Annotated in this window: 19 protein-coding genes; all 19 read right to left on the minus strand. The window is 29.6% G+C overall.

Annotated features, from left to right (window positions below; genetic code table 11):
* Position 1: 1 nt before the first annotated feature.
* Positions 2-805: a hypothetical protein gene (locus CLO1100_RS11705; RefSeq protein WP_014313960.1), complete on the minus strand. Its 804-nt coding sequence runs from the start codon at positions 803-805 to the stop codon at positions 2-4.
* A 3-nt stretch (positions 806-808) separates the two neighbouring features.
* On the minus strand, positions 809-1,135 hold the full coding sequence (locus CLO1100_RS11710) for a hypothetical protein (protein WP_014313961.1): 327 nt from the start codon (positions 1,133-1,135) through the stop codon (positions 809-811).
* Positions 1,135-1,488, minus strand: a complete 354-nt coding sequence (locus tag CLO1100_RS11715) for a helix-hairpin-helix domain-containing protein (RefSeq protein ID WP_014313962.1) — start codon at positions 1,486-1,488, stop codon at positions 1,135-1,137. Before CLO1100_RS11715 ends, CLO1100_RS11710 begins: the two co-directional genes overlap by 1 nt.
* 82 nt (positions 1,489-1,570) lie before the next feature.
* Entirely contained in the window at positions 1,571-1,849 is a 279-nt protein-coding gene (locus CLO1100_RS11720) for a hypothetical protein (protein WP_014313963.1), read from the minus strand.
* 14 nt (positions 1,850-1,863) lie between these two features.
* Positions 1,864-2,022, minus strand: coding sequence for a hypothetical protein (locus CLO1100_RS20830; RefSeq protein ID WP_014313964.1), 159 nt, complete (start codon positions 2,020-2,022; stop codon positions 1,864-1,866).
* A gap of 16 nt (positions 2,023-2,038) precedes the next feature.
* Positions 2,039-2,422 carry a hypothetical protein gene (locus CLO1100_RS11725; RefSeq protein WP_014313965.1) on the minus strand — a complete coding sequence of 128 codons (384 nt, stop codon included), beginning with the start codon at positions 2,420-2,422 and terminating at the stop codon, positions 2,039-2,041.
* Positions 2,423-2,441: 19 nt separating this feature from the next.
* Positions 2,442-4,388, minus strand: a complete 1,947-nt coding sequence (locus CLO1100_RS11730) for a hypothetical protein (RefSeq protein WP_014313966.1) — start codon at positions 4,386-4,388, stop codon at positions 2,442-2,444.
* A gap of 19 nt (positions 4,389-4,407) precedes the next feature.
* On the minus strand, positions 4,408-6,180 hold the full coding sequence (locus tag CLO1100_RS11735) for a hypothetical protein (RefSeq protein ID WP_014313967.1): 1,773 nt from the start codon (positions 6,178-6,180) through the stop codon (positions 4,408-4,410).
* Entirely contained in the window at positions 6,180-6,584 is a 405-nt protein-coding gene (locus tag CLO1100_RS11740) for a hypothetical protein (protein ID WP_014313968.1), read from the minus strand. The genes CLO1100_RS11735 and CLO1100_RS11740 overlap by 1 nt, the downstream gene beginning before the upstream one ends.
* Before the next feature lie 202 nt (positions 6,585-6,786).
* Positions 6,787-7,617 (minus strand): hypothetical protein, encoded by an 831-nt coding sequence (locus CLO1100_RS11745; RefSeq protein ID WP_014313970.1) that lies wholly within the window; start codon positions 7,615-7,617, stop codon positions 6,787-6,789.
* Between the two features lie 64 nt (positions 7,618-7,681).
* The gene (locus CLO1100_RS11750; protein ID WP_014313971.1) at positions 7,682-8,605 is read right to left on the minus strand and encodes a hypothetical protein; all 924 of its coding nucleotides are present in this window, start codon (positions 8,603-8,605) and stop codon (positions 7,682-7,684) included.
* A 90-nt stretch (positions 8,606-8,695) separates the two neighbouring features.
* Entirely contained in the window at positions 8,696-10,405 is a 1,710-nt protein-coding gene (locus tag CLO1100_RS11755) for a hypothetical protein (protein WP_014313972.1), read from the minus strand.
* A gap of 20 nt (positions 10,406-10,425) precedes the next feature.
* Positions 10,426-10,629, minus strand: a complete 204-nt coding sequence (locus tag CLO1100_RS11760; protein ID WP_014313973.1) for a hypothetical protein — start codon at positions 10,627-10,629, stop codon at positions 10,426-10,428.
* Between the two features lie 12 nt (positions 10,630-10,641).
* The gene (gene terL / locus CLO1100_RS11765) at positions 10,642-12,150 is read right to left on the minus strand and encodes a phage terminase large subunit (RefSeq protein WP_014313974.1); all 1,509 of its coding nucleotides are present in this window, start codon (positions 12,148-12,150) and stop codon (positions 10,642-10,644) included.
* 60 nt (positions 12,151-12,210) lie between these two features.
* A complete protein-coding gene (locus CLO1100_RS11770) occupies positions 12,211-12,801 on the minus strand; it encodes a tyrosine-type recombinase/integrase (RefSeq protein ID WP_014313975.1) in 591 nt (196 codons plus the stop codon).
* A gap of 146 nt (positions 12,802-12,947) precedes the next feature.
* Complete coding sequence (locus CLO1100_RS11775) at positions 12,948-13,382, minus strand: hypothetical protein (RefSeq protein WP_014313976.1); 435 nt, start codon at positions 13,380-13,382, stop codon at positions 12,948-12,950.
* An 83-nt stretch (positions 13,383-13,465) separates the two neighbouring features.
* A complete protein-coding gene (locus tag CLO1100_RS11780; protein ID WP_014313977.1) occupies positions 13,466-13,843 on the minus strand; it encodes a hypothetical protein in 378 nt (125 codons plus the stop codon).
* Between the two features lie 295 nt (positions 13,844-14,138).
* Positions 14,139-14,459, minus strand: a complete 321-nt coding sequence (locus CLO1100_RS11785; RefSeq protein ID WP_014313978.1) for a hypothetical protein — start codon at positions 14,457-14,459, stop codon at positions 14,139-14,141.
* 82 nt (positions 14,460-14,541) lie between these two features.
* Complete coding sequence (locus CLO1100_RS20270) at positions 14,542-15,261, minus strand: Bro-N domain-containing protein (protein WP_014313979.1); 720 nt, start codon at positions 15,259-15,261, stop codon at positions 14,542-14,544.
* Between the last annotated feature and the right edge of the window lie 342 nt (positions 15,262-15,603).

Here is a 15,603-nt window from a genome sequence, read left to right on the forward strand (position 1 = left end):
ATTATTTTCCTCCTAGCTGTTTTATAATTGCTTCATCTTCTATATATGCTTTTGCTATTTTTACAAATAAAGCCGACAAAGAAGAATCTATATGAGATTTTTTATTCAACCAGTATTGATATGGTGTTTCTACCTTTTTACTTATAACATCCATTGCTTGGTCATATGTAGATATAATCGATGTATCAACATTAGTTTTAATTGTAGAATTATTCGACAATTGATTATTACCCAATATAGCATTACATACTTCAATAATCTCTTTTGCTTTTGCCTTAGTCTTATCTCCTACTTTACCATCGGTTTGTAGTCCTGCAAGTGCCTGAAAATCAGCTATATTCATAAATCTGCTCATTCCCTTCAATACAACATTTTTTATTTGTTCTTTCTGTTTTTCGCTTGCTCCTTGGTGTTCCAAAAGTTGCACATGCCACGGTTCGTAGGATATCGGTTTTATAAGCTGAAATTTCTTTAATTCTGCATTAGTTAGCGTATTAAACCAATCATCAGAAATATCCATTGCAATACAATAGCAATGATTGCTTTTTCCGTATGCTCCTGCCCAACACTTGCCAGTATTGTCATACACAGCACCATACATTTTATCGTTTGGGTCTGTTATTTGATATGCATTTTTATGACTATGTAAAGATTGTACATTTATAATTTTTTGTTTCTCTGGACTTCTATACCCTGAACTACACAAACAATCTTTTTTATAATAGTTACATACGTCAATAACTGCCTGTATTAATTTGGGATATACACAAGCTTCATCTGTATATTTAAACTTAACTGTATTCATTTATTACACACCTTCTTTATCTATTTTCTTTTCCATAAATTCCATTCTTAATTCTAGTCGTTCCATTGCACTTGCTATTTTTGCATGTGAGTCATTTGTTTTTTCAAGATGTTCCATTAATCTATCTTCCCTATCTTTTGATTCTTTGCTATTGTTTTCAATTAAATCCATCAAAGCTTTTTCTCTGATTTTATTGGTTTCTTCTAACGTTGCTATTTGTTTATTTTGCTTTTTGTCGTAAATAACTAACAATCCTAGTACAGCCAAAGGGAAAACTATTTGCCACGCTCCATTTTTTATTGCAGCTATAAGTGCTGATAATATTTCCATTATTTACACACCACCATATCTTTAATAACTTGTATAGTTTCTGCTCCAATTCTATCAATTTTATCAAGTTCCCATATGTCTTTATAAGGTCTATGTTTTATTATATTATCAGCAGTTTTATTACCTATTTTGGGTAGAGATATTAAGGCTTCTTTGGAACAATGATTAATATCAATTTTCTCTGACATTTCATTATTAGGATTAGTAATATTTAATATCTGTGTTTGTGTAGCATTATTATTTATTCCGGTGTTGTTAATTTTATTAAAATTGATTATTACTAGAATTGAAATTATTAAATATACTAATAAAAAAGCAATGATCAAGTATTTTAGCAGCTTATTATTGTGCATGATACACCTACTTTCAAAACTATTTGCATATAAAAAAGTAGGACACTGTTTACTTAATCGTTGCCAGTGTCTTACTTTATGTTTATTTATCGTCTTCTATTTTTGCTGAATCTAAAAAGAATGATTTATTGTTAGTTGTCTGATTAGTTATATTAATATATATTCCTGTTTTTACGGCTAAAAATACTAAATATAATATTCCTGCTATCTCAATTAATAAAGATATTGTAAACATAACAATAAATAAAAAATTCGTTTTATTACTTAAAATGACATAAAATATTGATAAGGTATTTAATATAAATTGCACTATAAACACCTTATCAATATTATTTTTAAGCATTGTTATTAATTTTATCAATGCTTTCACCGTCCTTAAGCTGGATAAGCTTCGTTAATATCCTGAATTATTAATTCATATTCTCCTGTTTCAAATTGTTCTGGATACTGTGAATATAATGAATTTACTTTTGTTATTAAATACTCTTTAGTTTTTCCTATAGATATTAAATACTGAAATTTTTCTCTCCACATATATTAACACACTCCTTTATATAAGTTTATCAATTACAATTTCAATAAGATTGTTAACATCAACTATACAAGAATCAACCTTTTCCTGTAATATCTGTAATTCTGTTTTTGGTAGTACTGGATGATTCATTAAATATAAATACTGTAAATACAAATGTCCTATTTCTATGGGGTCTAATGTCGTATCTACAGGCTTAAAAACATCATGCCTATTCAAAGTATCAATAAGTGTGTGTGGGAACTCTATCATGTTAACAGACCATGTATTAGGGTCTGAAAATAACAAAACTGTAGGTTCATTTGCTATATCTTGACGATATGATATTATTTCCGTTGCGGATAAGCCATTAATTGGGGAAACTCTATCCCAAATTGTAATTATAAAATTTTCTTCCTGCATTTAAAAACCCTCCCTAATATTAATAAAAGTAAACATATGTGTTATCATAACCGCCGTTTGATGTATATCCTCCGAAAAAATACACTTTATCATTTATAATACCTAATGAACCAACTTGTTTTCCCATAGGGGAATATGGTTTAAGTGTATATGTATTTGTTGTTATATCATAAACTTTAAAACTACCCTCCCACCAATCAGTAGTTTTGATTCCACCACCAATTAATAAAGTATTAGCATCTTTTAATATAATAGATAAATTATATCTTGGGTCAGTAGCATAATCAGCTTTTGAAACCCAAGTATTAGCCGAACAATCATAAGCATATAATGGTGTTGGTTGGTCGTATACTGTACTTTTATTACCAACAACATAAATTGTATTATTAGATGGATTGTATACACATGATGGATTAGACAAATAAACAGGACAATTTGTTCTTGAAGTTATTGTATCAGTGATTTTATTGTATGAATATGTAAGTTTTGAACTAGCTCCACCGATTGAATAAAATGTATTTTCATCAGTCATTATCCATCTGGAACTAGTATCATGAGTTTCTAATGTCTTTATACTAAAAGATGTCATTATTTTTAATATGGTATCATATGCATATATTTTGTCAGTAGTTGATGTTGTAGTTCCGTCAGTAATTTTTAAATATATAATATGATTGAATATCCCACATATATATGTAGAGTAAGATGGACTAACTCCAGTATATACGTAATCTTTTGTCCATAAATTAGTTGTTGGGTCATATACATTCCAACCCCAATAATTACTGGCAGAAGCAGGAAGAAAAAATGAAAACAAATATAGTTTATTATCACATACACAACCCATAGTACCTTTTATTGCATCCGAACCATTTGTAGCTGGATGTGCAGTACATTTATACCATTGATTATGCGGTTGAAACCATGCTTCATTGGGAATATCATAAGTACCAGTAATTTTTTGACCGTTAGCATATGCAATTTTGCCTTTCATAACATCACTTCCAGTTATTGTTGCATCTGCTGTAAATGTACCTGTTTTTAAACCAGTTTCAGTACCAAAAACAACACCTACTTTTACATCATTTGGGTTATCTGTTCCGTACTCACCCCCTTCACCCTGTTGTATAAAATTTCCTGTTGTTGCATTATATACTAGTGTATATATTCCATTTGCTTTCCAATTTGTAACAGGTAAACCATTTGCCTTAACTACTGGTTTTTCGTTTACAACATCAACATGTAAATATACTGCTCCTGTGCTATCAGAATTACATTTTGCCCTAAGTGTTTGTCCATCTGCTAATGTTGATACTGATGTATTTCCAAATCCTGCATAATAATAAGTATAATGATTTTTATATTCCTCTTGTGTAAACTGTGTAGCTACTCTAAAAGGTACATGCATTTCCTTATTATTTACATGATTAATTATATCTGTAGTATTTGTTGTTATAGCTGATGCCATTTCTGCAAATCCTGTAATTGGGTCTGTTCCACCTACTGCATGTGTATGTCCATGAGCAACGGGAACTGCTGTTCCTGTTGCTTCAAAAGTTATTGTTTTATCAGTATTATTAGGTGTGATTCTTATACCTGTTCCTGCAACTAAATCTATATTCTTGGTTGCATTACTTACCCCATCTATACTTGATGGCGAACCTAAAGTGCTTGATAATCTTGCATTTGTTTGACTTCTAAAAGATATAAAATTATTATTAATTGTTGTAGTTTTTTGGTCTAAACTTGTTACTTGGGTTTGTAATGATGTGTCTGTTGCAGTAAGTGTATCTAGTTTCGTATCAAGTTCATTGGTCAATGTATTATTTATATAATCCTTTGTATCTTCAACACCCTTATCAAACTTTTGTTTTAAACTAACAGGAGTTAAATTTTCATTTTGATTAGGCTTATCACTTAATGTCTGTATATTAGATACGTTAGCTGTTAATTTTGTTAATGCCATTGTATTATCACCCTTTCTTTTATTTTACATATCCACCCTTAATAACAGGTAATGTAATACTTACAACTGTTACAGTGTCATTTAATTCATTATTTTCAAGAATTAATTTTATGTAACTAAATTTTTTAGCTTTTAATTTTACTTTAGTTGGTGTTGGATTATAATTACATAGAAATGTAAAATCTGAAAAATCTATATCATTAAAATTGAAGAAATTAAAGTCTATTGTTGGTTTTAGTGGTATTTCCGTTGATTTTTTATCTGTTTGCCAATATAATTTTAAAGATGAACGTGAATCAGGATAAATTGAAATGAAAGCATACTGTATAAATTTTCTTAAATATTCATTATCAAAATTCATGAATCCTAATTCTGCAATAGAATTTATTGTTTGTCCTGCATCTGTACGTGCATCATAATTAATAGTTCCGTTTTCTAATGTAACTTTGTTCTGGAATTGCATTATTTTTCCTGTACTTGTACCAAAATAAAGAACCTTATCTATTGTTAAAAAACATGTTGGTATGTCTGCTAATTTATATTTATAAAATACATCTAGTCTATAATTATAAACCCAAACATTATTACTATAACAAATCCAAAACTCTCCTTTGTCCTCATAGTCATATGTTAAGCATGTTTTTAAATCAATATTATCAAGTTCTTTTTGTATTCTCATTGATTTTAATATAGCGTTCTTTTCATCTCTTACTGTTGTAGATACCCATTCATAAATACCACCCTTATACAATGTAAACGGATTATTTTGTAATAATTGACCTTTGCACAGCGTACCGATTTTAGAGTTTAATGGATATGTTGGGAAATCTATCAATCCTGTATCAGTATTAAATTCTAAACTTGAATACCATGCATTACTATCCGTAAAAATCAATAATGTGTTATATTGTTTTGTTAACCATATTACATCATCTTGTTTAGTTCCAATATTCATATAATTATTGGCAGGAAAATATTCAGCACTTGAAACACCATCTGCTAAACCTGAATAAATTATTGTATTTCCATTACCATATAGTAATATTCGGTTATCGTTTCCACCGCCATAAGCTATACTATATTTTTGGTTTGTAACATCTGTTGTATTACCTGTACCTTTTGTCCAAAAAACTTCTATATCATCATCTATTTGTTCTGGATATTGAACAGTAGTTGTTATAGTGCCATTTGTTAAATTTACGGTATAATCTGTTGTAGGTGTTAAAATGACTCCTAAGTGTTTAACTATATCTACACTTGTAATATTTTGTTCAACTAAGGTATATATTTTACTTGTTCCATTTGACCTAAATTTTTGACGTTTTTTACCTGTCAATAGATTTAAATTCTCATAATCTGTGCCTTTTCCGTCTGGTCTAGTAGCAACTTTTATAAGTGGTATATATGGTTCAACATCTACTATATTCCCTGTACCTAACCATTTTTTATAATAACCATTAGTCAAAAAGTATAAAATACCTTGAAAATCATATATTTCTATACTTTCATTGTCTGGTATAGTACCTAATTCAATTAATGGATTAGCATACTTATATACTTTTCCATCCCTTACAAATATATGGTGATATTCATCATTTATCTTACCATACCACATACTTTTAATTTTCCCACCAGTTCCAGTAGGTAAATATTGTTTGTATCCTTCTCTTTTTTTTAACTTATAATCGTCTGTAATTCTAAAATTAACTATATTTGAAGCTTCTCCAATTTGCATACTGGTATCATTCAAATTAACACCAAGAAATCTATCTATTTTAAATATTTGTGACATTATATCACCTCGTCATTACAACTATATATATCTTCAACATCTACATATACTGCTTTATTGTATTTATTTTGTGCCTGTGTATACTGTGTTATTAAATCATAATAATTTTTTCCATTAGCATCAGACATCATATCATCTTCTTTTATAAACATCGCACCTAATCCATATGTTAATACTTCTAAACACAAATCAGGTTCATATAATAAAATATCACTTTTAGATGTTACAACTTGTGCTGATTCTAGCGGTGTCAAACCTTTTGACATCCGATATTGATTATTTTTAGTAAAATTTTGTTGTAATAATAAATTAAGATAAATAAACAAATATGGGTCATAATCAATAGTGTTTACATCTTCAAAAATTAAGGCTAAAGCAGTTTTATTAATAGCATCCACTGTCATTTATATCACCATCTTTCTTTAAATAAAAAAAAGGGGAACTTTAATTTAGTCCCCCTTAGATTTATTTTACTTATTTATCTTCCTTTGGTTTTTCCTCAACCTTTTTAAAACCTTCTCTTATAAATACACTGAATGTATTAGGGTCTGTAACCTCAACTACATAATTACCTTTTTTAAACTTCATTTTTTCATCATCCTTTCATTATGCATTTTTATGTACAAATATTGCATTTTTCTTTGCTTCTAATACAAATGCATCATATATCTGTCTACCTTCTACTAACCAACCGTTTATGCCAGGAGGGTTATCATGTGTCTTATATTCTTGTAGCTTTTTAGGACATACTGTACATGATGGATGCAATAGAATAAAGGAATGATTAGTAGGAAGATATGAAGATGGTACACCGATAATTCTAACTCCATCAACTTCACCAACCTGTCCATTTATTAGCATTTTCTGTGACATATCTCCTGCCTTAGTAAAACTATCATCAAGCTTTAAAGCATTAAGAAATTTAGTAGTAACAAAACAAACTCTTCCAGTAAGTGGAACTTTTGCATCTGTCAATGTTTCCTGTGCATCTAAAAATTTCAAATATGCATTTTCCTTTGTGATTGCTTCTGTTGTAACCTTACCATTTGCAATTGCGGTTGCTGACCATGTTGCAAATCTATAAATATCAATTTCAGGGGTTACAACCTCTTTTATTTGTCTTGCCAAACTCTTTCCTGCTTCTTTTACCATTAACTGGTCATTGTAATTTCCTCTGTCAATAGTAAATGTAAAAGACCTATCTTTTGTTACAGTATATTCTGTAGTAGTGTCACCAAGTTCATTAGCTGTACCATATCTATTAGCACCACTTCTTGTGTAATCATTCATTGGTGCGGTGTCGATATTATATACAGTAATTGTTTTAGTACCAGACCAATCATACTCCTTATTAAGTCCTATGTTCTCTGTTAAAGAACCAACTGAAAATCTTTCGTCTACCTTATTTGAGTATTTACTAGCTAAATTTATTGCCATAATTATACCTTCTTTCTGCTCTATTGAGCTATTACAAATTAATTAATATTTATTTTATTAAAGCTTATATTGAATCAAATCCTGCTAAAAAGTCATCTTTGTAATCAATATTTGCATCACCTACAACACTACCTGTTGACTTCTTTTTAGTTTTTTCATTCTGTTCTTTTGCCTGTAATTTTGCTTTTAATTGCTGATTTTCCCAACGTGAATAAGCAGATAGTAAAGTTTGACCTTGGCATACTTTGTCCCATACTTCCTGTGGAATTGCTTCAGATTTAATATCTGGATATTCAGCCATAAAATCAGAATACATTTTATTAGTTTCGTCTTGTTTTTTCTGTTCTTCTGCTCTTTTCTTTTCTTCAAGTTCACGTTTATTTCTTTCAATTTTCATTAGTGCAATTTCTTCTGCTAGTTCATCTGAAATTTCAGGACTTTTAGATTTAACATCATTCATTTCATTTTTTAAAGCTTGTTCTTCTTTATTTCTAAACAAGTAATCAGTATATTCCTGTCTTGTCATGCCATACATTTGAGCATAATAATCTAAAATTTCAAATTCTTTAGATTTTTCTAAAGCTTCTTTTTGTGAAAGAATCTTATCGTAGTTCATACCCTTCTGAATATACTGTGTAGCTTCATCAATAGGTATGTCCATTTCTTCTTTATTAAATTTTACTTTTATTGTTTCTACTGATTTATTCTCGTCCTGACTTTGTTGGTTTACATCATCAGTATTATTAAATTCATCAGTTTCATTTGTTTCATCTGTTGATTCATTGTTATCATTAGAATCAGTATTTTCATTTTCATTTGCTGTTGTAAGGAAATCACTTGCATCTAATGAGATACTATCATCATCAATAACACTATTTGTTTCTGTGCTTTCATTTTGTGGTGTAATATCTCCACCACCACCTAAATTTACTCCATCATCTGCATCAAGATATGGTTGTCTATTTGCAAATAAGCTAAAATATTTCATATAAAAACCTTTCCTTCCTGCCCTATGGTTGGGGCATATATAAAAAGCCTGTTGAATAATTCAACAAGCTAATTAGTATAATTTATTTTATTATTGTTGTGGTACTTGTCCTGCCTGTTGCATCATTGACATTACTGTTTGTTCTAATTGCTGTGGTGGCAATTTCTTTAACTCTGCCTGTTGTTCTGGTGGTAATGTGTCTAAGAATTGTGCCATCTGCTGATATAAAACTGTTTTGTTTTCTAATTGTGCTTTTTCTTTCTGTAGATGTGCAATTATTTCAGATTTATTAGGTATATTTGCACTTTCAGGAAGTGATTCAAGGTATAATATTTTATCAGTAATAATTTGATTATGATATAAGTTATCAATAGTCTGTATTGCTGCTAATTCGTCATACCATGCTGCCCTACCTATTTCAACATTAAGTTTTAAATTAATATCCTTTAATCTGCTGAAATCATAATTACCATAAGTATCATTACCATTTTCATCTATAGTTTTTACTTCTCTTATTCCATAATCAACTGACATTATATCTAGCCATATTCTAAATGTATCTTCAACAAAGTTATAATATGATTTCTGTTGTAATGCTAATGGTTGCTTACTATTATTTGACACAGCTATTATTGCCGACGTGTTTTCAGGATTCTTTAAATTTCCTAATGCTACGTCACTTGCTCCCATCATTTGCTTTGACTTCTCTGCTAATTTATCAGCAAATTCAATTATTTCATTTTTAACCTGTACACCATTAAATACATTAAATATTGCTTTGTTTGGGTCGCCTGATACACCTATTGGCTTACCAATTGCACTAGTGTATTTCTGTTGACCAAATACATCTCTGTCATAAATTATTTTAGGAAATGCAAAGTTTTGTACAACATGATAATGGAATGACCATAACTTATTTATTGCGTCTTGATTTTTTATGATGCCTGAAACAGGTGAAATCCCGTGGCAACTATTAGGGTTTTCTGACCATGACCAATATGAAATAGGATATAAACTATATTCAAGATTCCAAGGTTTACGTACCCATGCATCCTTAGTACATTTAGCACACCATACTTCACCATTTATTTTAGTAAAGTATACTAATTCTGTTACAAAGTTGTCAGGTTCATACTTAGAATTATATTGGTTTATATCTGTATCAGCCTTAATTGCTTCTGGATTTTCTCCATTTTCACTAGCTTCTTGTTGTACTTTTTCTAATAGTTTTCTAAAACTTATTATAATAAAAGGCTGTTTCTGTACATTCTTTGTTGTAGGATTACCAAAATATACCTGTGTATTTTTCACAAGTTCAATATCTATATCCCCTTCATTAAGCTGTCCTTTTATTTTAATATCTGGATTCCAATAAGAATATATAATAGAATCTCCGTTTATTGCACAATCTCTAGTGGAGTCTTTTAATGATTCCTTGAATTGTGTATTTTCCATTATCCTTAATATTTCAGACGAAATAATATTAGGTATTGCCTTATTATCATCCTTATCAGTACGATACATTTTTATATTTGCACCAACATTATCAGTGGTTAACATACTAACACTATAACTAACAACTTGTTTAATTATATTTAAAGTAATCTTCTGTAAATCTGGTGCATTACAATTTTCCCACTGTTTATCACAATAGTAATTTGTATTGTTCTTTACAATATCATATAAGTTAAGACTGTTCTTATAGTCTATACCTTTTTCATATCTATTATTGATTAATACTGGTGATAAAGATGATATTGCTTGTGGTATTTCATTGTTTTTTAATTCAGAGTTATCCATTTTTCACACCCTTTTCTAAATTATAGCTCTCCACTGTGTTTCATTAAATTTTGAAACTGTCTTTCATATTCTTCTTGCTGTTTTTCCTGTTCCAATAATTGCTCATTTGTACTAGTTATATTGTCTATATGTTTTGTTTGTTTGGGTAATGGACACCCTTTACCAAGCCAAAAGCCTAGCAGAATACATATAATACTTGATATTGTTCCTAATATATAAAACATTGTTAATCTCCTTTATGTACATTTACACATTTCTGATATTTGTTCATCATATGACATGTAATCATCATCATCTATATTCTCATCATCAGATATTAAATCAGCATATATATTTTTTAGTTTGTTAATTGCTTGTGACATACAATCTACTTCGTCATCATTAACCCCTTTTGGAAATTTACAACATTCGTCTATAAATTCTTCTATCCATGGTGCTATATCATATGATGGTAAATATACATGTCCTGCTTCTATTTGTGGTGATATAGCTGATACTCTTGCTTCTTTACTTTCTTTAGGTGTAACTGGAATAATGTAAGGAATTGAACTTCTAAGAGTAGATATTATTGCTGAACCATTTGCCTTATCTTCAATGTATATAGAGTTAATATCAGAATGTTTACTGTTCATAGTTTTAATAGCTTTAACAGTATCAACAAAGTCCATTCGTTTCTTAATCCTATCAATTAGAAACATGTCATTCCCTATCTTACCCCATACTTGTATAGCAACAAAGTCTGATTTCTTACTATCTTTGAATGTTGCATCTACTGATATTATCTTTAATCCCATCTTAGGTAATGTAACATATTTCTTCCACCATTCACGCTTTAGCATATTACCTTCTGCTGATGTTGGCTTACCTTGAAATAATGCTAACCATGTTCTACTACCTTCATCGGTATAATAGTTCTTTTTAAACTTTTTTAACCATGCATTATCTTTGCCTATCTCTGGGAATAAAGCATCTCCCACTTTACGTCCTAATATATCCCCTTCTTCTGCTTCACAAGTAATATTGATATACATTGCATCATCTTTATTATGTTGTAATATTCTGCCTGTCAAATCATCTTCATGCCATCTCGTTTGGATAACTATTACCTTACCTTTAGCTGATAATCTAGTGATAACTGAACTCATCCACTCATCCCATACTTTATTACGGTATGTTTCTGATTCTGCTTCTTGTCTATTCTTTATAGGATCATCAACAATAATCAAATCCGCTGGTTGTCCTGTTATTCCTGCCATAATACCACGTGATAACATAGAACCTTTACGACCTTTTATATCAAACTCTGTGATTGATTTACTAGTAGGTGATAGTTCTATATCAAATATCTTCTTTCCAAATTCCTCAATTTTCTCTTTGTTACGTTTACCGAATCTACTTGCTAAATCATCACCATAAGACACAGCTATAACCCTTTTATCAGGGAATCTACCTAAGTAATATGATGGTAATGTTTCAGTAATTGTATTAGATTTACCATGTTGTGGTGGCAATGATAGACAGAGTATTTGTTTATCTATCTTACCTTCAATAAAGTCCTGTACAGTCTGACATATATATTCTAAGTGTTTAGCACGTTTCCAATATCCACGATGAACATATTCAACATACTTACAATAGTCTGCTTTTGCTTCTCTGATTTCCTTTATCTCTAACAGTTTAGTCAATTCTTTCTTTTTGTCATTGGATAAGTTATTGATATCTATATTGTTATTTATTTGTATCACCTTCTTTATTGCAATAAAAAAAGAACCCTAGTTAATAAGGTTCTTGATAATTATCTTATATTACATTAAACATAAGTGTTGTGCTATTGCATCTTCTACCTGTTTACTACTTACACCTATATACTTTTGTGTTACTGACAATGCACTATGTTGTAACAATTCCCTTACTAAGGCTACATTACAACCACTTGCATTATATATTTCAGTGGCATAAAACTTTCTAAAACTATGTGTACTAATATCAGTCAATCCTAAATAATTACATACTATTTGTAAGTTCTTTTGTAATGAGCGTTCAGTAATATCAAATATAGTTGCAGTTGGTTTTATATTATTTTCTAAGCAGTACATTTTAAGATAATTATATATATCATTATTAACTGTAAAAGTCCTTGATTTACCTGTTTTTTCCTCTATAATATCAAGCCTATATCTATTACCATCTTTAATGATATTATTTAGCTTTAAGTCTAATATATCACCTATTCTAAGTCCTAAATTAGCCTGCAAAGATAACACAGTAGCCATTCTATTATTAGGTTTAAATTTTACACTTTTACCTTCGCACTGATATACAAACCCTTCACGAATAGTATTAATAATTAATTTATATTGTTCAGTGTCTAATGCTCTAGTTCTTTTATTAGCCATATACAAAACCACCCTTATAATTCACTTTATATGTAAATTATATACAAAAGTTCGTATAAAGTCAATAAAAAGTTCGTTTATATGAAATTAAGATTTTTTAACCATTGATAAATAAGCATAGTTCGTAAAAGTATTAGAAATACGAACTATTTATTGTTATTAGATTCATTTATCAGTTGATTAATTTTACTGTTTAATTCTTCATCAGAAATATTAGTATTATCAGTTTTAATATTGATATCCTGCTTATTATTATATAAACCAATCATTTCTAATAACATCTTTCTATCAGCGTTATTTTTAGCGTTATTTACACCAAATTTAACACTAGCCAATAGCACATCTGATATATTATTCTTAATAATATCCATTACCATATCCCGTCTGAACTCTGCAAATCCTTCTTTTTTCATTGCATCATAATATACTTTACGTTCTACTCCTGCTTCGGCACATATGTCTACAACTGTTTTTCCCAAAGAACTGGGATTGCATAATACATCAAGTAATTTTTGTTCTGCGGGGGTTGGTAAATATTTGCTCCTGTCTGTATATTGATTTAATCCTAAAGGATTAGTCATTTTATATCACCTCTTTTCTTATTTTAAAACAAGCCATAAAAAATGAACCTATATCACCATAGGCTCATTCAATAAATTATAATTTACCTTGTTATTGTTGTTTCATGATATACTGATATCTTAGGTTCAATATCAATTCCAGCATTCTTTTCATAAACATTCCAAATAACTATTTTATCGTAATTTTTAATTACATCGCTCATTGAAATAATTTTTAATGGTACTTTTCCATCGTTTATACTTTCAATAGTACCCTTTAACAATTTAGTCGGAAGTTTTCCTAAAAATTGCCGATTATAATCCTTTATAAAATCTTCTGATATAATGCGACTAAATGTATAATCCATAAAAGCATTTACAAGAGTTATTTCATTATATTCTTTTCCAGTTGTCTGCCTTACACCATGGTAAAAATTACCATATTCATCTTTTATTAAATCCGTCAATAATCTAATTTGCATTATAAATACCCCCTCCCAATATTATTTTCTTATTATACTTAATATTCTATATTAAATTGTTAAATCCTTTAATTTTTTACATATAATTACATCATAACCCTTACAATACTGCTCCTCAATTTCTGAAAGCCTTTTTACTGCATCATTTAACAAATTCTTCTTGTACAATATAAAAAGGCAAGCTACCCTGACCGCTGATAACTTCCCCTTTTATAAAGTTGTCGTTATAATTAAATATACTCAGTTAATATTCCAATTAACATAAGTTGTAAGATAATTTATATGCTTTGGTAAGTTATACTAAATCATCAATAACCTTAATCAGCTCTCCTGCAATTGCTTTATCTGTTCTTTGCAATATAACTCTGTTTCTTCCTTGCGAAATAATGCACTTATTTGCAACTGGATTCATCATAGAATTATAAAGTGCTTCATAAAAGAATTTTAGAAGAGTATTTTCAGTTTTCAATGACTTAATTAACCTTACTTCAACTTCACCATTACATTCGTCATAAAGATTTTGTAATGTCTTATTACTATGGTTGCCTTTTAATAATTGTTTTATATGCTCTACTTTTCTGGTTTCAACGCCACGTGATGAAACGCCTAGGTACAATAAAACATCATCAATTAACCTATATATGCCGTATATGTATATAATTAAACCTCACCTCCACGTAAAATAGGAACAGATACTTTTAATGTACCTGTTCTATTAATCTTTTATTTGCATAACCAAGTTTTTGACCGCTACTTTTACGTTCTGTAATTATAATGTTCTTATCTAACTCATCAAGTAATTCAAGTCTTATAGCTGTTTCAATTGCACTCATATAGTCTTTTGGGTATTCACGCTCAAGGATTGCTTTTCTGACATGCTCTCTTAAATGCTGCTTATACTCTTTAGCATTCATTTTTTTATGGTACAAATCTCTCTGTTTTTTACCTAAATCACTATTAACATCTAATATATTCAAAACTACTTCTTTAAGTTTCAATATATCACATTCCTTAATTTGTTTAGTGATCTGCTTAAATGTATAAGCTTCGACCATATTAGATACTTGCTCCAATGATGCATTAGGATTTATATAACCGCCATTAATTCTAATTTCCTTTAATATTTTCTTCACTTCTTTTTTAAATGACTTTGCAATGGGTTTTCTACTTTGCATTAAGACTTCATACAAACCGTCCTCTGTAAGTAGCCATACTTCACGATTTTGACCTGATACGTATAATGTACGTTTTAGCTTTTCTTCATCATCAACTAAATCGACCATACGAGATAAATCACTATGTTCTATCCATGTAGCAACATCCTTTGCTAAAAATAATGGATTTTGAATATCTCCGTATACAACAAACTCTTTTCCTAAAACTTCCTGACTGTGTACTGCTTTCAATTGCTTACTCATAATTTTACCATCCTTTTCTCGCTATCAAGTTGCGACCTGAATATTATTTATAGTGTATAACGGTACACTTTTGTGTCCTTTGAGAGATACAGAGAATCCGTTAATTCTCTATATCTCCGAAAAGGAGAGACACATTTCTGTACCTCTCAAAACGCACAATTTTTTCCCTTTTAAAACAGTCCAGTAGCTACCCCAAAACTAAGGTAGCCTAGCCAATAATAAAAATAGGAGGAGTATATTTAAACGGCACTTTGTAATACCGTAAATATCCTATACGTCCGTTCCTCAGTCAGGGAACGGGGCAAATTGAAGTGAAATTAAGTTTTTTGTCGAAAACTTTTT

The sequence above is a fragment of the Clostridium sp. BNL1100 genome, assembly GCF_000244875.1.
Taxonomy (GTDB): domain Bacteria; phylum Bacillota; class Clostridia; order Acetivibrionales; family DSM-1351; genus Ruminiclostridium.

Bases quoted from the DNA above. Each gene is read 5' to 3' on its own strand.
- CLO1100_RS11775 (WP_014313976.1), bottom strand. From the start codon at position 13,382: ATGACTAATCCTTTAGGATTAAATCAATATACAGACAGGAGCAAATAT.
- CLO1100_RS11780 (WP_014313977.1), bottom strand. From the start codon at position 13,843: ATGCAAATTAGATTATTGACGGATTTAATAAAAGATGAATATGGTAAT.
- CLO1100_RS11730 (WP_014313966.1), bottom strand. From the start codon at position 4,388: ATGGCATTAACAAAATTAACAGCTAACGTATCTAATATACAGACATTA.
- CLO1100_RS11760 (WP_014313973.1), bottom strand. From the start codon at position 10,629: ATGTTTTATATATTAGGAACAATATCAAGTATTATATGTATTCTGCTA.
- CLO1100_RS11740 (WP_014313968.1), bottom strand. From the start codon at position 6,584: ATGACAGTGGATGCTATTAATAAAACTGCTTTAGCCTTAATTTTTGAA.
- CLO1100_RS11755 (WP_014313972.1), bottom strand. From the start codon at position 10,405: ATGGATAACTCTGAATTAAAAAACAATGAAATACCACAAGCAATATCA.
- CLO1100_RS11705 (WP_014313960.1), bottom strand. From the start codon at position 805: ATGAATACAGTTAAGTTTAAATATACAGATGAAGCTTGTGTATATCCC.
- CLO1100_RS11715 (WP_014313962.1), bottom strand. From the start codon at position 1,488: ATGCACAATAATAAGCTGCTAAAATACTTGATCATTGCTTTTTTATTA.
- CLO1100_RS11750 (WP_014313971.1), bottom strand. From the start codon at position 8,605: ATGAAATATTTTAGCTTATTTGCAAATAGACAACCATATCTTGATGCA.
- CLO1100_RS11735 (WP_014313967.1), bottom strand. From the start codon at position 6,180: ATGTCACAAATATTTAAAATAGATAGATTTCTTGGTGTTAATTTGAAT.
- CLO1100_RS11710 (WP_014313961.1), bottom strand. From the start codon at position 1,135: ATGGAAATATTATCAGCACTTATAGCTGCAATAAAAAATGGAGCGTGG.
- CLO1100_RS11770 (WP_014313975.1), bottom strand. From the start codon at position 12,801: ATGGCTAATAAAAGAACTAGAGCATTAGACACTGAACAATATAAATTA.
- CLO1100_RS20830 (WP_014313964.1), bottom strand. From the start codon at position 2,022: ATGTGGAGAGAAAAATTTCAGTATTTAATATCTATAGGAAAAACTAAA.
- CLO1100_RS11745 (WP_014313970.1), bottom strand. From the start codon at position 7,617: ATGGCAATAAATTTAGCTAGTAAATACTCAAATAAGGTAGACGAAAGA.
- CLO1100_RS20270 (WP_014313979.1), bottom strand. From the start codon at position 15,261: ATGAGTAAGCAATTGAAAGCAGTACACAGTCAGGAAGTTTTAGGAAAA.
- CLO1100_RS11725 (WP_014313965.1), bottom strand. From the start codon at position 2,422: ATGCAGGAAGAAAATTTTATAATTACAATTTGGGATAGAGTTTCCCCA.